Consider the following 21,122-nt stretch of genomic DNA (forward strand, 5'->3'; position numbering starts at 1 on the left):
TCGAATCGGTGCGCCGAGGCGGGCAAGAGCCGACCCGACGTCACCAGCGGTAGTGCGCGAAGGCCTTGTTGGACTCCGCCATCTTGTGCGTGTCTTCACGCTTCTTGACGCTCGCGCCGAGACCGTTGCTCGCGTCCAGCAGCTCGTTCATCAGGCGGTCGACCATGGTCTTCTCGCGGCGCTGCCGGGAGTAACCGACGAGCCAGCGCAGCGCGAGGGTGGTGGAGCGACCGGCGCGCACCTCGATCGGCACCTGGTAGGTCGCGCCACCAACGCGGCGGCTGCGGACCTCCAGGGTCGGCTTCACGTTGTCGAGGGCACGCTTGAGCGTGACGACCGGGTCGGTGCCGGTCTTCTCCCGGCAGCCTTCCAGCGCCGCGTAAACGATCCGCTCGGCCAGCGAGCGCTTGCCGTCCACGAGGACCTTGTTCACCAGCTGCGTGACCAGCGGCGCGCCGTATACGGGATCGGCGTGCAGCGGCCGCTTCGGGGCCGGACCCTTGCGGGGCATCAGCTCTTCTCCTTCTTCGCGCCGTACCGGCTGCGAGCCTGCTTGCGGTTCTTCACACCCTGGGTGTCAGCGGAACCGCGGATGATCTTGTAGCGCACGCCGGGGAGGTCCTTCACACGGCCGCCACGAACGAGCACGATCGAGTGCTCCTGCAGGTTGTGGCCCTCGCCCGGAATGTAGGCCGTGACCTCGATGCCACTGGTCAGCTTGACACGAGCGACCTTGCGCAGTGCCGAGTTGGGCTTCTTCGGGGTGGTCGTGTACACGCGGGTGCACACGCCACGCCGCTGCGGGCTCCCCTTGAGCGCCGCGGTCTTGGTCTTCGCGACCTTGTCCTGGCGGCCCTTACGGACCAGCTGCTGGATGGTGGGCATGGACCGGCTTTCTGTCAGCGTTCGCGTCTTCTGGTACTCGACCAAGCGGCCGCTCGTTCGAGCTTCGGCGTGCCCTGGCGTCGAGCACCTGTCAGGCACTGTGTTTCGGGACTCCTCCCGCACCACGAGGTCGGGCGTGTCGCCCACTCCCCGGCCTTTCGGCGCCGATGCGCCCCAATGGGAACGACCCCAAAGGGTTGTCGAGAGGAGTTCCACACATCCTCGGCGCTGGCGCGGTCTCAACCAGCGGCTGGCGACCACGTCATGCACGGGCATGCGGATCGACCCGATGGGTGTCGGGTCCGATAAACAAAGATACCTGCCCCGTTCTCAGAGGGTCAAAACGGGGTCCCCCTTGACCTGCTCGATCACCCGGCGCTGCGGTGGCGCCCATCCCTGGGTGCGAGCTCGCGTCTTCCTCGTCCTGACACTGTACCCACGGCGACAAGACCTTCCCGCCCGGCGAGATGGATCACATCGGGTGGCCTCAGGTGGGCCGCACCACGACGCACGGGGCGTGGCCGATCGGCCGGCCGGGCCCCGGGTGCTGCCACCGGATGCGGCCGTGGTCCTGGCGCAGCGGTCGCGGATCGCTACGCCGCTTCCAAGGCGCGGACGGCATTCGCCGACAGGCTCTCAGGCTCAGACCTCGGCGAGCACGCCCTCCGCGACCAGCGACTGGACGTCGGCCGGGAGGACGAAGGCGGTGCCGCCGCCGACCTGACCGAAGTCCGGCTTGGCCACCCCGGAGACCGCCCGGAGCGCGGTGACAATCCGGTACCGGCGGTACTCCCCGGCCGGTTGCTGCGGCAGGGCCGACCGCTGCGGCAGCGTCGTGCCCGCTACGAAGACCGTGTTGCCCGCCGGGTCGCCGAACCTGTCGACCTCGTCGCCCGCGCGCAGGTCGACGAGGAACTTGTCGTCGTAGGCGTCCAGCGGCGGCTCGCCGGGCAGCGGCCGGATCGGGCACTCGAAGTCGGCCAGCGGCTCGTCGGGCGCGCGCAGGAACAGGTCGCGGGTCAGCGCCATCGCGCCGACCAGGTGCGCGGCGGCCCCGAACGGCTCCGGGAACCGGGACTTGTTCTTGACCTCGCCGTTGTCGACGCAGAACACCGACCACCAGCCGTCGAGCTCGCGGAGCATGGCCCAGCCGCCCTCGACGGGCTGCTCGAAGCTGTAGAACCGGCGGCTCATGCCCATCGCGCCGATGATCGCCCCGGCCAGCTCGATCGCCTCGGCCGGCGGGACGTTCTCCAGGGTGTCGGCGTCGGCACCCAGCACCAGCGCCTTCGCCTCCGCCGCGGCGCGCTCGGCCACGGCTTCCGGCGGCCGGTGGCCGTTGCGCCGGATGTGTTCGAGGAAGTCGCGCGGCGGCGCGATGTCGTGCGCCTCCAGGTAGTAGGCCATCGCCAGCGGCCACACCCAGGCGCCGTCGGTGTGGAACTGCTTCGGCACCTCCGGCGGGCGCTGCGGGTCCACCTCGTCCGGCGAGGTGCCGGGGGCCGACAGGAGGATCTCGCCGCCGAAGAGGTAGTCGAGGACCATCTGCTTCTCCGCCCACGGCAGCGCGGGCCGGTGCGCCACCGGGCGGTCGTTGGCATCGCGGCCTTCGAAGACCTGGACCATCCGCACCGGGCCGGGCTGATCTGAGTTGCCGCGGTTGTTCGCGTGGTGCCGCCACGCGGCCTCGAGCAGCCAGTCCGGCGCGGTCGTGCAAGGGAAGAAGCGCAGCTCGTCGTAGGACCCGCGGCGGTCCTCGCCCGCGCGAGTCCACTGTGGTGCGTCGTGCCCGGTCCGGTAGTCGGCGCCGTCGCCGTTGATGGCGAGGCGCGCGGAGGTCCACGCGCCGGTCTCCGGGAGGTACTCGACGTTGCGCAGCCGGCGCAGCGCGTCGACGACCTCCTGCGCGGGGATCCACTGGTGCTGTTCGTCGGTGGTCACCGTCGCGGTGATCTCGATCCGGGTGCCCAGGGCCGTGCAGTTCACCTGGGCCTCTCGCCAGCCTTCCGGCAGCGCGGCGGCGACCGCGTCCTGCAGCGCACCGACCAGGTCCCGCTGCAGCGCGGCCCGGTCCGGCACCTGGCCGAAGGCGGCGGGCGCCGGGAACTGCGGGCGCACCGGGTGGGCGTCGTCCTCCTGGTCGAAGAACACCGCGGTCACCTGCTCGACCGGGATCGGGTCTGGGCTGCCGTCGACCCGCACCGCGCCGTCCAGCAACTCGGTCATCAACCGCGGCTCGCCACCGACCGCGCAGTACGTGCCCCAGATGTGCATCCCGAGGATCACCTGATCTCCAATCTGCGGATGCCCCGTCCTTCAGGGTGGGGAGGAGCAGATCTCGCGTGTCGGTCGCGTAGCGACCGCTGATAGTCTTGATTTCGGTAGGTGAGACCTACCACCCCCACGCAAGTGGGAACACCCGAGCAGGTACGTGGGTACCGCTGGTCGAGCGGGAACCCGGACCACCCCGGTCCGAACGCCTGAGTGAGATCGTGTGAGACCGAACCGCCACGGTGGGGACGCTGCGGTCGTTGAAGCAGGAAACTCAGTCCGCGAGAACTGAATCTCCTTCCTTCAGGGAGGAGAGAAGTCAATTGTCCTCCCCCTCGAACGTTTCGGCGTGGATGGGACCGCTGATTCGCCGGGGCGCGGGCTTGGGCGCCGGGAACTCGGCGACGGGCAGCACGGGTTCCGGCACGACCGGCCACTGTGGACGGACCGGGTAGCGCTCGTTCCAGTCCTCGTCGGACGGCGGCTCGATGGCGGCCGGGCCCGGCTGGAACGCGCCCCGGCCGAACTCGGCGACGCAGTCCAGCGCCATCTGCTCGACGACGTCGCGCAGTTCCAGCTCGGCCAGCCAGTCGATCGGGAGCGCACTGACACCGAGCAGCGCGCCGACGATGTTCCCGCAGATCGCGCCGGTGGAGTCGCTGTCCCCGTCGTGGTGCACGGCGATCCGCAGCGCGAGCTCGACGTCCTCGCCGCCGGCCAGCGCCGCGCACACGGCGATGGCCAGCGCCTCCTCGCCGACCCAGCCGCCGCCGAGGGTTTCGGCGACCTGCTGCGGCGTCGGCACGCCCGCCTCGGCCAGGCCCACGGCGGCTTTCAGCATCGCGCTGGTCTCTTCGTGGTCCTCCCAGATCTCCAGGACCTGCAGGGCCAGCCACACCCCGTCGTCGAGGCCGCGGCCGAGCAGCGCCTGCTGGACGATCACCGCGAGCGCACCGGCGGACTGGTAGCCGGCGGGGTGGCTGTGGGTGAGCGCGGCGGTGCGGGCCGCCAGCCGGAACACCTCGGCGGGATCGGTGGAGCACAGCGCGACCGGGGCGGCGCGCATCACGCCGCCGCAGCCCTTGGAATCGTTGATCTTCTCGGTGAACGAGCCGGCCGGGTGGCCGTCGCCGAACCGGGCCAGCGCACGCCACACGGTCTTGCCGGGGGCGCGGGTCTTGAACAGGCCGGGCACCTCGATCAGCCAGCCGTCCGGCGCCGGGTAGTCGCCGAGGAACCGCCCGGCGGCGGCATCCCAGTCGACGCCCTGCGTGTGCAGCCAGCGCTGGTAGGCGAGCTGCACCTCGGGCAGCGGGTCCTCGGAGCCGAGCATCCGGTCGGCGACGCTGCCGCGGATCAGGCCTTCGGCGGTGAACAGCGTCATCTGGGTGTCGTCGGTGATCGCGCCGTGCACCCCGTACGCCTCGCGCAGCCCGCTCGGGCCGTCGGGGCCGAAGCGCTTGGAGATCTCCTCGGCGCTGATGAACTCCAGGTCGGAGCCGAGGGCGTCGCCGAGCGCCCCGCCGAGGAAGCAGCCCAGCACCCGCTCGGTGAGGGACGGAGCGCTGTCGGCGGGGCGGTCGGCCTTGGCGTGCTCGCCGCGAACGATCGGCGGCACCGCCGGCACCGCTTCCACCGCTGGCGCCGCTTCCGGAAACTTCGGCTCTGCGTCGGCGGATTCTTCCTGCTGCTGGAGCCCGGCGTCCGACTGCACGGATCCGGTGACCTTGGCCGGCTCGACCTCTCCGGTTCCAGTCGGCTCGGCTGCCGTTGGCGAGGCAATGGCCCTCGACGGGATGTGGTCCCCGACGTCAGCAGGGTCCGTGGGTCCGGACTCGACAGCCCCGGTTGCCTCCACCGGCTCGACGTCTTCCGCGACTGCCGCTAGCGGGTCGACGCGGCGAGCGATGTGATCGACGTTCGACGGCGCTGTACTCCGGGGGGCCTGCCCCGGCTCGGCTTCGGCGGTGGCCGACTCTGGCGAGTCGACGTCAGCGCTCCCCCGCGCGACGCGGCCCGCGCCGTCGTCATCGACCTCCGACAGCCCGGACTCTGCGTCCGCATCCGCCACGGGCTCATCAGCACTCGGTCGCTCGACCGCCGCCACCGGTTCGGTCCCGGCGGTATCCGCGAGCTCGACCGCCGCGCCGATGTCCTCCGGCGCGGTCTCCGCGACCGGCAGGCCCGCTCCGTTCACCTTCGGCAAGGCGGCGAGCACGTCTGCTTCCGGCCGGACCGATCCGGCGGCTTCCGGCCGGTACTCCTCGGCGGTGATGCCTGCCGGTGCGTCGGATTCGACCTGGTCCGCCCCGGCTTCGAGCTCGCCCGGCGCCGTCTCGAACTCGGTTGGTCCGAGGTCGATCGGTTCGCGCGCGGGCGGCTCCATATCGACCGGCTCTCGCTCCGGCGCCGGCTGCGAAACGGCAGGCGGCTCGGCGTCGAGTGGATCTTCGGCGGAGGGAGCCGGGATGACGTCCTCCGCAACGAGTCCCAGCGGCGCGAACATCTCCGGCTCGGCGACCGCCTCTTCGACCGCGCTGCCAGCGAACTCCGCGAACTCCGCGAACTCCTCGGGCGCGGCGAATCCTGGTCCGGCGGCAGCGCGCTCCGTGGACCCCGGTTCGGCGGCTGCGTCTTCGGGCGCCCTGGGCGCTGCTTCGGCTTCGTCGTCGGCAGGGCGCGACGCGAACGCCGTAGCGGCGGCGATGTCGTCGGCCCCAGGCACGAGGATCGGCGTGAAATCCGGCTCAGCCGGTGCGGAAACGGCCTGCGGCCGCTCCTCGGAAACCGGCTGCACCCGCTCTTCGACCGATGCCGGGCGGGCCTCGTCCCGGGGCTTGACCGGCGCCGTGAATCCCTTGGCCCGAGCCGCGACCTCGGCCGCCGCGCTGGGGGTGGCAAGCGGCGGGAACGCCCCGATCTGCGGCTCCCCCTCGAACTGCTCCGGGGCGACCGCCTCCACGGGAGCGTCGATCGTCGGGAATACCGCGGTGGCTTCGACCGGCGCTTTGGCCGACAGCAGGCGCGGCACCGGGATGGGCCCGGTGCTCGACGGGTCGGTCGCCGCGAATTCCACCGGCTCCGCAGGGGTTTCGGCCCGGGCCGCCGGGAAAGTCGGCGCCCCGATGTTCGCCGCGCGTGTCTGCGGCGGGATGCCCTGCGGGGGCGTGTCGACGGCATCCGACGACGCCGTGATCGCCGGCATGATCATGGTCTGCTCGGCGGAGCCTTCGACGGTGTTCGGCGAGCCGCCGGCGAGTTCCCGGGGACCGGCGAGCCGCCGCGGGTTCGGCGAGTACCGCTGCGCCCACTGCGGCGGCGGTGGCGGCGCGAAGGCTTCGGTGGCGTCCGCGCAGAGGATCTCGATGACATCGCGCAGTTCGAGTTCGCCCACCCACTGCGCGGGAATCCCGCTCGGCCCGTAGATCGCTCCGGCGAGCTGCCCGGCCAGCGCACCGGTGACGGCGCTGTCGCTGGACTGGTTCACGGCGACCCGCACCGCGTCGGCGAAGTTCCGGGTGCTGCCCACCGCGGCCAGCGCGATGCCGAGTTCGCCGGGCTTGTCCTCGGTGTCGAATTCGATGTCGATGTCCGATGGGGCGGGACGAATGCCCCGCTGCCCGACGAACATCGCCGCGTGCACGGTCCGCCGGACGTCGGCGGGAACCTCGCGGACCTGGTAGGCGCTGCCGAGCCGGTTGCGGTCGGATGCGGTCACGGCGTCCCACAACGGCACCCCGCGGATCAGCTGCGCCAGCACGTCACCGTGCAGGCCGGCCGCGCTGATCGTGTTCGGCGCGGAGGTGAACAGGTTCGCGGTCGAAGCGCCGGTCGAGTACACGGCCTCCGGCACGTTCGACCACACCATGGCCGGCGCCGCCCAGACCACGCAGTCCGCCAAACCGTCCGCACCGGTCGGGGGCCGGAGCAGGCCGTCGGCGCCCAGCGGGGACCGCCGGGCCATCCGCCCGAGCAGGGCGATCGCCGCGCCGTCCGGGTTGCGGGTCGAGTACAGCTCCGGCCGTTCGAGCAACCAGCTGGTGGGCGCGGGTTCCGCCGACAGGTACGCCGACATCGCGTAGTCCCACGGAACGCCCTGGGTGTGCAGCCAGCGCAGGTAGTTGGTCAGGACGAACTCCGTGGGGAACCACCCGTTGCCGCCCGGGTTGGCGGCCTTCGCGCGCAGCAGGGCTTCCAGGGTGAACACGGTGAGCTGGGTCAGATCGGTGACCGCGCCGCGCCGCCCGTACACGGGCAGGTAGTCGACGACGCCCTGCGGCCCGAACCACTGCTGGATCTCGGCGGTGCTCGTGCCCCGCACGCCGGCCCCGAGCGCGTCGCCGACGGCCCCGCCGAGCATGGCGCCGCGGAAACGTTGCGCCCACGACAGCTGCGGAGATTGGGCGTCGGTCATCGCGATGTCTCCCTCGTGGTCACCAGGCGGGGTACCGCCGGGTCCACCCCGGATCGGTCGGCGGCCCGGGGCTGAACTCGACCAGCGCATCCTTGGCCAGCGTCTCGACGAGCTCGCGCAGCTCCAGGGACGCGAGCCACTCCTGCGGAACGGCCCGTGCCCCGTAAAGCGCCCCAGCAATGTTGCCGCACACGATCCCCGTGGAATCGGAGTCCCCCGAGTGGTTCACCGACAGCAACAAGGCGTCCCGGAGGTTATCCGTGGCCAGCACGGCGTAGAGCCCGATCGCGAGAGCTTCTTCCCCGACCCAGCCCTGACCGAGTGTGTCCTTGATCTCCTCGGGAGTGACGGCGCCCTTCTTGGCGAGCTCGACGGCGGCGTCGAGGAAGTGCACCTGCTCCTCGTGCCCCCGCCACCGGAGCAGCAGATCCCGCGCCATCCGAACGCTTTCCGGCAACGGCACGGCGCGGATGAGCTGGTGAACGATCACCGCGAGCACTCCGGCGGAGAGGTAGCCGCTGGGGTGGCTGTGCGTCAACGCGGCGGTGCCGACCGCGGCGTAGAAGACCTCGGCAGGATCGTTGGACCACACCGCGACCGGCGCGGCGCGCATCACACCACCGCAGCCCTTGGAGTCGTTGATCCTGAACTGCGGGTTGGCGTGCTGATGCGTATGCGCGAACTTCGCGAGGGCGGACATGCAGGTGCTACCCGGAGCCCTCGGGCTGAACAGCTCAGGGTGCGTGATCAACCACCCGTCGGGCTGCTGCAGATGGCGCGCATAGGGGCCACCGGCCTGCGCCCACGGCTGGTTCTGCGTGTGGAACCACCGCTGGTAGGCGTGCTGCACTTCGGGAACGGGATCGTTGTCGGTCGGATTGATCCGCCGAGCAACATGAGCCCGGATAAGCCCTTCGAGGGTGAAGAGCATCATCTGCGTGTCATCGGAGATCTGCGCAACACCGTCCCGAAGCACCGGAGCGGTGAGCCCGGAATCCCCGTGGTTCCGCCGAATCATCCCGATGTCATGGAACTCGATGGCATACCCAAGCGCATCCCCCATGGCACCAGCGAGCATGGAACCGATGAACCGCTCGGGGGGGTCGACGGGAGGTTGGGCGGGGGCGGCTTTCGGTTGGGTCTCCCCAGCCTGCCCGTCTGCCCGCCGCGCTTCGAGCTCCTGCCGAAGCATCGATCCTGCGATGTGCGCTTGGTGTCGCGTGCCGAGGTCGATCACCAGATCGGCTTCGTCGAGGAGGGGTTCGATCGCGGCGAGATTCGCCTTGTTCGCGCCCTTCGCGAAGTCAGGGACGTATTTGACCCCGGACGCCGCGACCAGGGCCTTCTTCCCGCCGAGCGGGAACATCGGCGCGACGCCGTCGCTTTCCACCACAAGGGCGAAGTCGCTGTTCGCGAGGACGGCGATGAGCGCCGCCGTGGAGACGTAGCCAGTCGCATGCAGGTGCAGGACCTTCTCAAGCATGCTCACCGGCTGGGGAAAGCCCAGCGTCTGCGGAGAGGGGCGGTACTTGGGGCTGATGCGGTACTGGCCGGTGACTGCACCGGTCTCATCGACCCAGTACTCGCCGACGAACGCGTGCTCGGGAACCTCGTCACGCGATCGGCCCTGGTACATGCGGTCCGGCACGGCGATCCAGGAGCCCGGCTGCCGCTGCGCTTCGGTCCGCAACTCGTCGGTGATGTCCGGCGCCGAATGCGCGATCACCCGCTCACCGATCAACATCACGTCCTGGGCCTGCGGGGAGGTGGCGACGTGCACGTTCCGCTCAGGCAGCAGCGGGAGCAGCTGGTAGCCGTTCACCGCTGTCGTACCGGGCGCGAAATCCGGCACCGCGTTCTTGCCCGTGCAGACCCAGATCTGCTCCTTCTCCTGGCCATCAACGTTTATCAGGACAGGATCCGACGAGTCGCCAGAGGTCACCAGCCGCAGCTTCGCCACCAGAAATTCCCGGTATACCTGGTCGATCGCGGCAGGATCGCTCGCGTACCTTTCGATCGCCTGCTCAAGCGCGGTCATCCTCGGCCCCTCCAGTCGACTCATCTTCTCCTCCACAGCCGGGCCCGACTCACCGCGCCGGGCGGACTCCCAGTTAACCGAGCTCCACCGAGAAAGGAGCAGTCACTGCTCGCTGGCGGCATCGCCCGAAGCATCGCTTCCGGTGCGCCGCTCCCGCCGAGCGGGGAACGGGTCCAGATTGTCGTCCAGCCCGATGGGGAAGTTGTCCCCCGGCTTGCCCATGATCACTTCATCACCACGCCGCCGCCGCTCGCGAAGCCACTCGAGCGCTGCATCGGTCTTCTCCCTCACCTCGGGCGACAGCGTGTCGGGGTCCGTGCGGTACTTCCGGACGAGTTCGTCGTGGTCCACGGCCGAATCACCTTCCTAGATCAGTCATGAAAATCTTCCACTTTCCAGTTTCTTCGTCGAACTCGCGACGATCCACCTTAAAGCGGTTCCCGGGTGGCCAGACAACCTCTCGCATCCCACCGGTCGGCCTCAGGAACTCGATGTCCTTGCCCCAACGGGCCTCTACCACGAACTCGACGTTCCCATAAAATGCGTCCCCCTTCGTGGAGCTCGTGAAGGCATTCTCCGTCACGGTGTTGTCCGCCTCGTACCTGGCGAGGAATTTCTCCATATCCGGTTCGTCGATCTGGATTCCCCGGACAACCCGTGGGATTTCTGGCGTCGAGCTCCAGTCTGGCAGCTTGTTCAAGCCCGACACGGCGTTCCTGAGCAGAACCTCGTACTTTCGAACCTCCTCGACATCACCATCGCGCAGCGCCTGGTTCCAGTCCTGGTGGTCCATCCCGGTATAGGCGTACATCGCCGAAAGCTCTTCATCGGTGATGTGGGTGAGATGCGGGTTCTCGTCCCGGATCCGCTTCACCTCGAACTCGTTGAGCTTTCCGAGTTCACGCAACGCCGCGTGGTCCTCAGCCGTCGCTCGGAAATCCTTGTCCCCGAAGAAATCGAACTCGTCCAGCGGATTGCGGTCGCCAGCGTCCGGGCGCAACGAGTCCTGGTCGAAGCCGTTGTCCCGCATGAAGTCTTCGTGAGAACGAACCGGCTGGTGCGAGGACGCGGTGGGCGACGAGTTCTCGGACCCCGGTGCGTTCCGCTGACCGGTGCCGACCGACGGCTGCTGGCCGCCCCGCTGCTGCGGAGGGCCGCTGACCTCCCAAGCCGGCGTCTCCACACGCTGACCGCCGGGTAGCTCGCGCGGCCCCCTGACATCGACCGGTGGAACGTTGTTGCTCCGGGGGAACGAAGGTCCCCCCGGACGCGGCCCGTTGACCTCTAACGACGATCCCTGCGGTCGGGAGGCCGGAGCCTGCGGGGGCTGCCTGGCGGCCGGAGGCTGTGGTGCAGATGGTTGATGGTCGGAGGTGTGTTGCGCAGGCGGAGTTGACGCTGCGGCACGGTTCCCGTACTGCTGCGGCATCCCGTGAGGTTGCTGTGCACCATGCGGCGGGTTCCCGGCATGCGGCTGCCGCGCGGGTGCCTGCGGGCGCACTTGGCCTGGTGGCTGTGGTGTGGCTTGGTGCGGGCCGCCCCATTGGCCTTGCGCCGGTTGCTGGTGGACCGGAGGTGCAGGCTGCTGGTGCGGGTGCCCAGGCTGCTGGCCGTGCCATTGGTTCTGCGGCGGCTGGGGCTGGTGACCGGGCGCTTGCTGACCGAGCGCTTGCTGACCGAGCGCTTGCTGACCGGGCGGCTGCGACCAGTTCTGCTGTGGCGCAGCGGGCGAGGGCGCCTGCGGCCGCTGCCAGCCCTGCGGCAAGTGGTTTTGCTGTTGGCTGCCCTGGAAGTGCTGCTGTCCTCCCTGCGGTTGCAGCTGTTGCGCCGGTTGCTGCCCGCTCTGTTGCTGCGGGTACTGGTGCTGAGGCGCTTGCTGCTGGTTCTGCCAGCCCTGGTGTTGCTCCTGTGGTTGGTTCGGGTACTGCCCTGCGTGCTGCTGCGCCTGCGGATGTCCAAAACCGGCCTGCTGCTGGTACGGGCCAGGGTGCGGTGCCTGCTGAGGCTGTTGGAAGGCTTGAGCAAACCTTCGCGCTTCCAAGTTCTCGCCCGACACCGGATCGAACTCGAACGAATCCTCGCGCTTTCGCCCGAACATCTTCCCGATGGCGTCCCCCAACCCACCGCGTTGGTGGGCTGCGTCGGCTTGGTGGCCGAAGCGGGTCCATTCCGGTTCGTGGCCCGGGGGGAACGGGCTTTCGTGGACCGCCTTCGTGCCGTCCGGGCTGAAGCTGACCCACTCGCCCGGCTCGTCGAAGCGCGGTTGCGGCGTGCCGGAGGCGTCCGGGTGGAACTCCGCTCGGCTGCCGCTCGCGTACATGTTGCCGAAGTTGTCGACCCAGGCGTCCTTGTTGGGCGCGAGGACCTCTACGCCCAGTTCCTTCGACAGCTGCTGGGCGAAGTTCGGGGAGCCGTCCGGCAGGTCAGCGCCTGTTTGGCAGGACAGCAGGCGCACCGGTGCGCCTTCCTTGTAGCCTGGCGCGCCCTTGATGATCTCGGCGAGTTCCTTGGCCGAGAGTTCCTTGCCGTTGAACGACACGCCGTTCGGGCTGCCGTGCACCTCGACGGTGAACCGCTTCGGGTCCACCGACGGCCGCGGCATGCGCTGGGCGAAGTCCGCGCTGCCGTAGTAGCCCTGGCGGGAGTGCCGGATCAACGAGAGGCCGGAATCCGTGTTGCGGATCCCGGTGTACTTCCCGCCGAGTTTCTCCCGCAACTCGGGGGAGACGTCCACCCCCTTGTGCTCGAGGATGCCGTTGTTCCAGCGGTGCTCGAACGGGTTCTCCGGCGGCCTTTCGGCTGCCATGGACTCCGATGTGGAGCGCGGCGGGGCTTCCGGGTCCGGTTCCGGGGCGTGTGGTCGGTCCGGCTGGTGGTAGCCGAGCGATTCCGCGCGGATCCGGGCGTCCTCGGCCACCCGCTGCTGCCAGCCCGGACCCCAGTGGCGGAAGCCCTCGCCCTTGACGTGCGCGAAGTCCTCGTGCTTGACGTCGGCCCACTTGTAGCGGTCGGTGTCCGGGTACCGGACCGCTGCTTGCGGGTGGTTCACCCGCGGCGCATCCACGTGCGGCGCATCCAGGCGGGGCGCGTGCGGCGCATCCAGGCCGTTCGGAGCGGCGAAGCGAGGCGCGTGCGGAGTGCCGGGGTGCACACCTTGCGGCGTCGTGTGCTGGCGCGGATTGGCCGGGTCGTTGACGCGGGACGGGGCTTCCGGCTGTCGTTGGCGCGGCATCTCCGACCCGTTGAACCGTCCATTTCGGACAGGACCGTCGGGGTGAGCCGGTGCGTTCGGCGCGCCCGGACGAGCCGGGCCGTTCGGACTATCCGGACGGACCGGGCCATTCGCGCTGTCAGGACGAGTCGACCCGTTGGGGCGGCCTGGGCCATCCGGGCGCATCGAGCCAGGGGCGGCATCGGGGCGCGCATACCCGTGGGGGCCAGCGGGACCATTCGGCCGGGCCGAGGCATCCGGGCGCACCGAGGCGTTCGGGGAATCCGGCTTCACCGGGCCGTTCGGCCGGGAGGGGGCGTCCGGGTGCGCCGAACCGCTTGGACCGTTCGGCCGCATCGGGGCGTCGGGACGTGCGAGACCGTTCGGGCCCGCCGGGGCGTTGGGATGCCCTGGCCCGTGCGTCCCTACCGGTCCGCCCGGACGGGCCGGCCCTGCCGGGCCGTCGACCCTCCCCGGTCCTCCGGGCCGTGCTCCGCCTGGGTGGCTCGGCGCGTCCGGCTTCGCCGGTCCGCGGCTCGCTGGGGTGCCCTCCGGGCCGCGTGGCCGCGGCGCCTCCGGGCTGCGCCCGCTGGGCGTGCTTCGCCCGGCTGCGCCGGGGCTGCCGGGGGTTCCCGTCCAGCCACCACCCGATCCCGGGCGGCCGCTTCCCGGTGCGGACGCGCCGCCGGTTCCGCCTGGCGCGCCCGCGCCCCCGACGGCTCCGCCGCCGGACGCGGGCTGATCGGGCCGCGCCGAGGGGGCGTTGGGGGGCGGTGCGACGAAGCCCGCTTCCGGCGGTCGAGCCGGCGCGTCGACGCTGGCCGCCGACGTGTTCGCCGGGGTGCTCGGCGGACGGTTCGCAACATCCGGGCCGTGTGAACCCGAAGCGCCGAAACCGCCGCTGGTAGGTGCCGGTCCGCCACCTGCGCCAAAACCACCACCGCCGGGAGCCGGCCCGCTGCCCGAACCGAAGCCGCCTCCACCGTGCGGCGATCCGCCGCCGGAACCGAAGTTCGCGGCAGAGCCACTCCCGGTGGAGGCCGGTCCGCCTCCCGCATGCGAACCACCCGCCGGAGCGCTGTCCGGAGCCGAGGCGACGCGCGGGCCGCCCTCCGGAGCAGCGGGGCCGTGGGAGCCGCTCGGCCCGCCGTGCTGCGAGCCGCCAGCCGAACCACTGTCCATTGAGGACGAGCCACGCGCCGTATCCGCCGAGCGCGGGTCGGAAGCGGAGGACGATTCCGGGGCGTGCGAACTGGATTCGGCACTGGCCCGCGGGGAATCGGAGCTGCTCAGCGAACCAGAACCATCGGAACCAGAGCCGTGCGAACCCGAACCCCCGGGGCCGGAATCTCCAGAACCAGAGCCGCCGTTGCCGCTGGTCGACGTGGAACCTGAGCCAGTCGAGCCGCCGCCCGCAGAACCCGAAGTCGAGCCGCTGCCCGACGAGCTCGCACCGTCACCCGACGTGCCGGACCCCGATCCCGCACCGTCGCCGGACGTACCCGAGCCGGTCCCGGAAGAACCAGTCCCCGACCCATTGCCGGAAGAGCCGGAACCACTACCGGCCCCGCTCCCGGAGCCGCCGTCGCTCCCCGAGCCGCCGTGGCTGTCCGAACCGCCGCCGGGGGCGTCCGAACCGCCGCCGGGGGCGTCCGGGCCGCCGAACTTGGCATTGTGCTTGCCGACCACGTCGGTGCCGAAGACGTCGTCGACCTTCTTCCAGGTCTTCTCCGCCAGCTTGTCGCCCAGTTTGCCCGCGACGTCCAGCTTGTCCGCGACCTTGCCGACGCCTTCGGCAGCTCGCTTCCCCATTTTGCCGAGGGCCTTCATGATGTCGCCGAAGACCTCGACCAGTTTGGCCAGCTTCGGCGCCACGTTGCTGATCGTCTTGATTAGCTTGGTGACGATCTCGGTGATCTTGGAGACCGTCCTGGCGATGAAGGACACCGCCTGCGGCACCACCCAGGCCAGCGAGACTCCTGGCGGGGCCAGCGCTTCCAGGGCGTAGGTGATCAGCCGCGAGATGCAGTCGGCGACGAGGTCGCGGACGAATTCCCGGACGAACGAGACGACCTCGCCCATCACGGTCACCACGGTGCTGATGGTGTTGGCGAGCTCCGATGCGCCGGCGAGGGCTTCGCCCTTCTCCACGGCGTGCTGCCGGTAGGCGTCGCCTGCCGCGCCGGTCCACTGGCCCGTGTCCGCCTTGACCGCGTCGTTGTACTGGGTGGCGGCCTCGCCCACCGCCTTGGAGACGTTCGCCCAGGTCTCCCCATATGCCTTGACGCCGTCCGGGTCGCCGGCGAACCAGTCCAGCGCCTCCTTCAGCGGCTCGACGTGCTCGATCAGCCACGACAGGCCGTAGGACAGCAGGGTGCCGATGGGGTCGGTGGCGATGCTGACCGCTTCCATCACCAGGCCGCCGTAGGCCAGGCCGGACTCGACCCAGCTCGAACCGTCGTTCAGCGACGCGACGTCGTTGATGGACTCGGCGATGCCGATACCGGTGCCCCACCCGGCGTCACCGGTGCCCGCGGTCAGCGGACCGGGCCCGGTTGGGTTCTCCTTCTGCTGCGCGACGAGCGGGTTGCTCATACCTCGATTCCGCCGATCACGTCGCTGCCCGAGTCGTCGGCCGCCTGGTAGTCCTCGGCGGCACCGCGCACGTTCTCGGCGACCTCCCGCATGGCCGCGACGGCCTTCTGCAGGGTCTCGACGCCGTGCTGCTCCACCGGGTCGAGCATCCAGGCGAAGGGGCGGCACAGGATGCCGTACGCGTCGTTGTCCAGCGAGACCTGCTGCGACGCGTCCACCGCGACGTTCAGCTGGTCCACCACACCGTCCACTTTGGACGCATGGGTGCGCAGGTTCTCAATGACGACGTTCATCTCGTCCGGCATCGCAAAGGGCCCCTCAGGTCAGGCACGGCACGGTCAGCGCAGGAAGGAACCGCTGCCGAAGTCTTCGTCGAAGTCGTCCGGGCCGCGCCGCGACGGCGGCCGCTGCGGCGGAGCCGGGGGCTGTGGGGCCTTCGGGGGCTGCGGGGGCGCCGGGGGCTGGCGTCGCTGCTGCGGTTCCTCGTACTCGTCCTCGACCTTGTACCGCATCTCCTGCAGGCCGGACCCGCGCTGCTGCGGCTCGTCGTCGTCCTCCGGCGGCTCCGGGAAGTACTTCCGGGCCTGCCCCAGCACGTGCTGCGCGGCGGAATCCTCGAGGCCGACGGTGCCGGCGACCGCCTGCTGCATCAGCTCGGGAACCTTCGCCTGCGCGGTCTGCACGGCGCGCATGATCTCGGTGGCCAGCTTCGCCATCGGACGGTTGCTGGCGCTCTCGGAGAGCTGGAGGTTCTGCAGGATGCCGGCGGAGTTGATCGTCACCTCGATCGCGCCGTCCCGGGAAGTCTCCGTGACCGAGATCTGCTCGATCTCCTGCTGCATCCGGCCGAACTTCTCGGCCTTCTCGGTGGCCCGCTCCTGCCACTCGCGAACCATCCGTTCAGCCGCGCCGATGTCGCGTCCGAAGTCCTCAGGCAACCCGTCCCCCGACTCGCTCCGCCGCGCACCGGCGGGAACGCTGCGACACCATCCGGCGACTGCGCGCGATCCCCAGCTCTGGCACAGCTTTCCTTCTCGATCTCGTCCTGCGGCGGGAACCGTATCAACCGGACGCACGAGGTCGCGCCGGATCTACCGAATTCCCGTGTCACAACGATCACAACGGGGAAGTGCCCGTGAGCGTTTTTCGGCGCTATAGCACCCAAAACCACTCACGGCTTTTCGGTAGAGTCGGGTGCTGTGACAGCCGGATGGTCCACGTCGCTGGATCTGCACCTCGATCGGGTGGGCCGCCCCGACAGCCGCAAACTGGCCGAGGCGCTGCGCACCGCGATCCGCGACGGCCGCCTCCCGGCCGGCAGCCGCGTCCCCTCCACCCGCACCCTTGCCGCCGATCTCGGCGTCGCCCGCGGCACCGTCACCCGCGCCTATGACCAGCTGGTCACCGAGGGCTTCCTGCTGTCCCGCCAGGGCGCACCCACCACCGTCGCCGAACGGCTGGCGAGCCCGGACCCGGTCGCCGCCCCGCACCGCCCGGAACCCCCCGCGCCGCACTGGGACTTCCGCCCCGGCCGGCCGAACCTCAGCTCCTTCCCGCGCCGGGACTGGCTGGCCGCCAGCCGCCGCGCCCTGCAGACGACCCCCGCCGGCGACCTCGACTACGGCGACCCGCAGGGCCATCCGGCGCTGCGCGCGGCGCTCACCGACTACCTCGTCCGGGTCCGCGCGGTGGCCACCACGCCCGACCGGATCATCATCTGCAACGGCTACTCCCAGGCGCTATCGCTGCTCAGCAAGGCCCTCAACGACCAAGGGCTGGACTCGATCGACTTCGAGGACCCTTCCCTGCCGCAGCTGCGCGCGATCCCGGCCGGCCTCGGCATGGCGGTGCGCGGCGTGCCGGTCGACAGCGACGGCATCGACGTCGCGCAGCAGCTCAGCCGGGCCGTCGTGGTCACCCCGGCGCACCAGTTCCCGCTCGGCACCACCATGAGCTCGGCCCGGCGGACGGAGCTCGTGCAACTCGCCAAGGCCGATGACCGGCTGATCATCGAGGACGACTACGACGGCGAGTTCCGCTTCGACCGCCAGCCGATCGGATCGCTGCAGGGCATGGCACCCAACCACGTCGCCTACGCGGGCACGGCCAGCAAGACCCTCGCCCCCGCCCTGCGGCTCGCGTGGCTGGCGCTGCCGCCGCAGCTGGTGACGCCGGTGCGCACGCTCAAAGAGCACAGCGGGCTGCACGCCCCGCTGTTCGAACAGCTGGCCATGGCGGAACTGATCCGGTCGGGAGCCTACGATCAGCATGTCCGCCGATCGCGCGCCGTGTACCGGAGGCGACGCGAGCAGCTCCTCGATGCGCTGAGCGGTATGCGCGCGAACCACCGGCCTTACCCGGCCGGGATCTCGGCCGGACTGCACATCACCTTGCAGCTTGATCCGGAGGGACCGACTGAGCGAGAAGTCCTGACTCGGGCGCGGAAGCATTCGGTGGACCTCGAAGTGCTCGGGCCGCACTGGGTCGCGCCCGGTGAGCATCCGCCGGGTGTGGTCATCGGCTACGCCGCCCCCGCGGAGCATGCCTTCCGCCCCGCGCTGCAAGCATTGGTCACCGTTCTGCAGCGGTGACCCGATCGGGCGCCACCGCCGCGTCGCCCGACATGTCCGCACACCGGAAGGGGAACACCTGTTCTATTCTGGTTTCCCCGCCGCGACACACAGGAGACAGAGTTGACCGAAGAGCAGACCAGCACCGAGCAGACCGGGCCGGTCCAGCCCGAGCAGGCCCAGGCCGAGTCGACGCAGCCCAAGTCGACGCAGCCCGACACCCAGTCGCAGCCCGAGTCGGCCCAGCCCGACACCCAGTCGCAGCCCGAGTCGGCCCAGCCCGAGGCCGCGCCCGCTGAGGCGGCGAAGAAGCCGCGCGCCCGCAAGCAGAGCACCGTCAAGAAGACCCGCACGGTCGAGCTCACGCTGACGGTCACCGGCACGGCCGATGGCGAGTGGCAGGCCGACCTGATGCACGCGGGCAAGCGCATCGTGCAGGGCCTGCCGGTCTCGGCGGCCGCGGTGTCCAAGGCGGCCGCCGAGCTGCACCAGGACATCTCCGACACGATCGAGAGCGTGCTGAACGAGGCGCGCCAGCAGCACGAGGCGAAGCTCGCCGAGCTCGAGGCCGAGGTCGAGCGGGTCCGCAAGGCCCTCGCCGAGCTCGAATCCTGACAGCTGCGAGAAGCAGGGCATGCCGTGCCGGCCCCTCGACGACACGGCATGCCTCGCTGCAGCCCTGACCTCGTCGGCTCCGTCGCCGACCGAACTACGACGGGGTAACCCGCGCGGTGGTGACTCGCAGACGCGGCAGAAGCGCCGAAACTCCGGCTCCGACCGGTCGATCAGGCCCCAATGCTACGCCGCACGACCGGCGCCTCCCGGGCACGAACGCCCGCCCGCGGGCCGTCGCACCGAAATGCGGTGCCGTTGGCCGAGAACTGTGCGCAGCAGTCCGGAAAACGGCAGCCGCAACGCCAGTGAATAGCTTTCACATATCAGGCACCGATCTTCAGGCCCAATGACCAGCCGATACGCCTGGATCGGAAGGCTGCGCGAACTCCGGAGTTTTTTCGGATACTCGCCCCGCCTAGCCCACTGATCGACGAAGATAGCCGATCAGAACCAATCAGCACTGGGCCGAGGAGGCGAATCATGGCGGCGGATCTGGACGATCTGCAACGCAAGCTTGACGCGCTGAAGGAAGCTGGACGCCGAGCCGAAGAGCAGATGGGCGACTTCAGCCGGATGCGCGAGCAGATCAGCGAGCTCCAGGCTGCTGCCACGTCCGCGGACCGGTCGGTCACCGTCACCGCTAGCCCCGGCGGCGTCACCGACATCCAGTTCACCCAGGACGCCCTGCGCCTGTCCCCCGCGCAGCTATCCAGCACCGTCATGAGCACCCTGCAGCTCGCGATCGCCGAAGCCGCCCGCAAGCAGGCCGAGGTCGTGCAGGAGTACGTGCCGGACAGCGACGTGCTCGAACGCGTGATGCGCACCCAGGACGAGCTGTTCGGCAGCCACGCCGAGCAGCCGCAGCAGGCGCCGGTGGACGACGACGAGGTGCCGGACTCCTTCCTCGACGGCGGGCGGTGACCATGCCCGGGTACAACGCTCCCGCCGACGCGATCATGCGTTGCGGCGGCAATGTCGGCGGGATGAACGCCGACGCAAAGTCCATCAAGGACAAGGCCGCCGAGGCGGAAGTCCCGGAGGTCTCCTGGGGCCTGCTCGGCCTGGCCACCACCTACAACTCCTACCGCGAGCTGCTGGACAAGTTCAAGCAGCACCTCGACGAGATGGCCGAAGGGCTGACCAAGGCCGGGGAGGACCTGACCGAGTGCGGCAAGGACTACCAGGCCACCGACGAGTCGATGGCGGAAATGCTCGGCAAGATCATCGGTGAAATCGGCGAGACCGCTGGCGGCGGTGGCGGAGGTGGTTCCTGGTGACCAGCAACGCGGAAGCGATCAGCGAGAACAGCGCGCTCAACCCAGCCGCCTCGCGGGTCGACGCCTCGGCGTTCGGGAAGCTGCCGTTCGTCAAGGACATCATCAAGGCCAATGACGACGCCGGCAAGGGCGACGTCGAGGCGCTCAAGGGCGACATCGAGAGCTACCTGTCCAGCGTGACCAGCTTCGCGCTGGACCCCATGGGCTTCCTCATCGGCACCGGCGTCGAGTTCGTGATCAACTTCGTGGCCCCGGTGCGGGACGCGATCCAGCTGGTCACCGGCGACAGCGAAGCCCTGGCCAAGGGCGCGGAAGCATTCGCCGACGTGCAGGGCGAAATCGACAAGCTCGCCGAGAACCTGACGAACAAGCTGGACGGCGAGCTCGCCGGCTGGGACGGCGAAGCCGCCGACGCCCTGCGCACGAAGATGGCCAAGTTCATCGACGGCGTGAAGGCCACCGGCGGCCAGGCCAACAACCTCTCGCAGCTGCTCCAGATGAGCGGCACGATGATGGAAGCCGCCGAGGGCGTCATCAAGGGCATCCTCGCCGACTTCCTGACCTGGGCGATCACCACCTGGATCACGGCAACGGCCTCGGCGGGCCCGACCTTCGGCGGCTCCATCGCCGCGGCCACCGCGGTCACCACGGCCGAAGCGGGCATCACCTGTGCCCGAGCCGCCCAGCAGATTCAGAAGATCACCAAGATCATCGGCCACATCATGGACGTGATCACGGCTATCAAGGCGATCCTCGACGCGATCCGCATCTACGAGAGCGTCAAGCAGATCACCGACGGGAAGCCGGGCGGAGACGGCGGCAAGAGCCCAGCCGACATCGGCAGCCAGATCCTCGGCGGCGTGACGAAAGAGACCGCCGACGAGCGCAAAGTCGTGGACCAGCTCGGCAAGGGCTACCAATCCGAAGCCGAAGACCGCGGCTACACCGTCGACGACAAGTCCGGGCACGTCACAGAAATCGACAACGACGGCAACATCACCGAGCGAGACAAGACGACCGGTGATCCTGTCGTGAACGATGACGGCACGACATCAACGTACCAACGAGAAGCTCCGTCCTACGGTGCGAAGGAAGTCGCCAAGTCCGGCTTCAACCAGGTGGCTGGAGGCCTCGGCACCGCAGCTGATGCCTTGGAGAAGCAGGCCCAGGGAGGCGGTTTCACCGACGTCCCGCCAGACGAAACGATCAGCGGCGACCTCAACTGGTAAACCGACTGATCAAGTGA

General features: G+C 69.9%; 14 protein-coding genes. 5 read left to right on the top strand and 9 right to left on the bottom strand.

Annotated elements, in window-relative coordinates; translation table 11 throughout:
* Positions 1–40: 40 nt before the first annotated feature.
* The 9 genes from rpsG to ACRXBZ_RS16545 all read right to left on the bottom strand — a co-directional run bounded on the left by rpsG (position 41) and on the right by ACRXBZ_RS16545 (position 16,352).
* A complete protein-coding gene (gene rpsG / locus ACRXBZ_RS16505) occupies positions 41–511 on the bottom strand; it encodes a 30S ribosomal protein S7 (protein ID WP_168585508.1) in 471 nt (156 codons plus the stop codon).
* Positions 511–885: a 30S ribosomal protein S12 gene (rpsL, locus tag ACRXBZ_RS16510; RefSeq protein WP_009948619.1), complete on the bottom strand. Its 375-nt coding sequence runs from the start codon at positions 883–885 to the stop codon at positions 511–513. Before rpsL ends, rpsG begins: the two co-directional genes overlap by 1 nt.
* 642 nt (positions 886–1,527) lie before the next feature.
* Positions 1,528–3,171: a TNT domain-containing protein gene (locus tag ACRXBZ_RS16515; RefSeq protein ID WP_433879854.1), complete on the bottom strand. Its 1,644-nt coding sequence runs from the start codon at positions 3,169–3,171 to the stop codon at positions 1,528–1,530.
* Between the two features lie 304 nt (positions 3,172–3,475).
* Positions 3,476–7,570 (bottom strand): ADP-ribosylglycohydrolase family protein, encoded by a 4,095-nt coding sequence (locus tag ACRXBZ_RS16520; protein WP_433879855.1) that lies wholly within the window; start codon positions 7,568–7,570, stop codon positions 3,476–3,478.
* 19 nt (positions 7,571–7,589) lie between these two features.
* Entirely contained in the window at positions 7,590–9,632 is a 2,043-nt protein-coding gene (locus ACRXBZ_RS16525; protein ID WP_433879856.1) for a type VII secretion system-associated protein, read from the bottom strand.
* A gap of 78 nt (positions 9,633–9,710) precedes the next feature.
* Positions 9,711–9,959 carry a hypothetical protein gene (locus ACRXBZ_RS16530; protein ID WP_433879857.1) on the bottom strand — a complete coding sequence of 83 codons (249 nt, stop codon included), beginning with the start codon at positions 9,957–9,959 and terminating at the stop codon, positions 9,711–9,713.
* Between the two features lie 7 nt (positions 9,960–9,966).
* On the bottom strand, positions 9,967–15,414 hold the full coding sequence (locus ACRXBZ_RS16535; protein ID WP_433879858.1) for a DUF8616 domain-containing protein: 5,448 nt from the start codon (positions 15,412–15,414) through the stop codon (positions 9,967–9,969).
* Entirely contained in the window at positions 15,411–15,719 is a 309-nt protein-coding gene (locus ACRXBZ_RS16540) for an ESX-1 secretion-associated protein (protein WP_168585512.1), read from the bottom strand. Before ACRXBZ_RS16540 ends, ACRXBZ_RS16535 begins: the two co-directional genes overlap by 4 nt.
* 33 nt (positions 15,720–15,752) lie before the next feature.
* Positions 15,753–16,352 carry a YbaB/EbfC family nucleoid-associated protein gene (locus ACRXBZ_RS16545; protein WP_433879859.1) on the bottom strand — a complete coding sequence of 200 codons (600 nt, stop codon included), beginning with the start codon at positions 16,350–16,352 and terminating at the stop codon, positions 15,753–15,755.
* Positions 16,353–16,613: 261 nt separating this feature from the next.
* On the opposite strand from ACRXBZ_RS16545, the gene pdxR reads away from it, so the two are divergent.
* The 5 genes from pdxR (at position 16,614) to ACRXBZ_RS16570 (ending at position 21,105) form a co-directional block, all read left to right on the top strand.
* Entirely contained in the window at positions 16,614–18,005 is a 1,392-nt protein-coding gene (gene pdxR / locus ACRXBZ_RS16550) for a MocR-like pyridoxine biosynthesis transcription factor PdxR (protein ID WP_433879860.1), read from the top strand.
* A 102-nt stretch (positions 18,006–18,107) separates the two neighbouring features.
* Positions 18,108–18,599 carry a DUF6319 family protein gene (locus tag ACRXBZ_RS16555; RefSeq protein WP_433879861.1) on the top strand — a complete coding sequence of 164 codons (492 nt, stop codon included), beginning with the start codon at positions 18,108–18,110 and terminating at the stop codon, positions 18,597–18,599.
* A gap of 480 nt (positions 18,600–19,079) precedes the next feature.
* Complete coding sequence (locus ACRXBZ_RS16560; RefSeq protein WP_168585516.1) at positions 19,080–19,520, top strand: YbaB/EbfC family nucleoid-associated protein; 441 nt, start codon at positions 19,080–19,082, stop codon at positions 19,518–19,520.
* 2 nt (positions 19,521–19,522) lie between these two features.
* On the top strand, positions 19,523–19,876 hold the full coding sequence (locus tag ACRXBZ_RS16565; RefSeq protein ID WP_433879862.1) for a WXG100 family type VII secretion target: 354 nt from the start codon (positions 19,523–19,525) through the stop codon (positions 19,874–19,876).
* Positions 19,873–21,105 carry a WXG100 family type VII secretion target gene (locus ACRXBZ_RS16570; RefSeq protein WP_433879863.1) on the top strand — a complete coding sequence of 411 codons (1,233 nt, stop codon included), beginning with the start codon at positions 19,873–19,875 and terminating at the stop codon, positions 21,103–21,105. Before ACRXBZ_RS16565 ends, ACRXBZ_RS16570 begins: the two co-directional genes overlap by 4 nt.
* Positions 21,106–21,122: the final 17 nt, after the last annotated feature.

Origin of the sequence: Saccharopolyspora hattusasensis (assembly GCF_050972075.1) — a bacterium.
Lineage (GTDB): Bacteria > Actinomycetota > Actinomycetes > Mycobacteriales > Pseudonocardiaceae > Saccharopolyspora > Saccharopolyspora hattusasensis.

What these genes read in the sequence shown, in the direction of transcription:
- rpsL (WP_009948619.1), bottom strand. Translation starts at nt 885, where the DNA reads ATGCCCACCATCCAGCAGCTGGTCCGTAAGGGCCGCCAGGACAAGGTC.
- rpsG (WP_168585508.1), bottom strand. Translation starts at nt 511, where the DNA reads ATGCCCCGCAAGGGTCCGGCCCCGAAGCGGCCGCTGCACGCCGATCCC.
- ACRXBZ_RS16520 (WP_433879855.1), bottom strand. Translation starts at nt 7,570, where the DNA reads ATGACCGACGCCCAATCTCCGCAGCTGTCGTGGGCGCAACGTTTCCGC.
- ACRXBZ_RS16540 (WP_168585512.1), bottom strand. Translation starts at nt 15,719, where the DNA reads ATGCCGGACGAGATGAACGTCGTCATTGAGAACCTGCGCACCCATGCG.
- ACRXBZ_RS16525 (WP_433879856.1), bottom strand. Translation starts at nt 9,632, where the DNA reads ATGAGTCGACTGGAGGGGCCGAGGATGACCGCGCTTGAGCAGGCGATC.
- ACRXBZ_RS16560 (WP_168585516.1), top strand. Translation starts at nt 19,080, where the DNA reads ATGGCGGCGGATCTGGACGATCTGCAACGCAAGCTTGACGCGCTGAAG.
- ACRXBZ_RS16565 (WP_433879862.1), top strand. Translation starts at nt 19,523, where the DNA reads ATGCCCGGGTACAACGCTCCCGCCGACGCGATCATGCGTTGCGGCGGC.
- ACRXBZ_RS16535 (WP_433879858.1), bottom strand. Translation starts at nt 15,414, where the DNA reads ATGAGCAACCCGCTCGTCGCGCAGCAGAAGGAGAACCCAACCGGGCCC.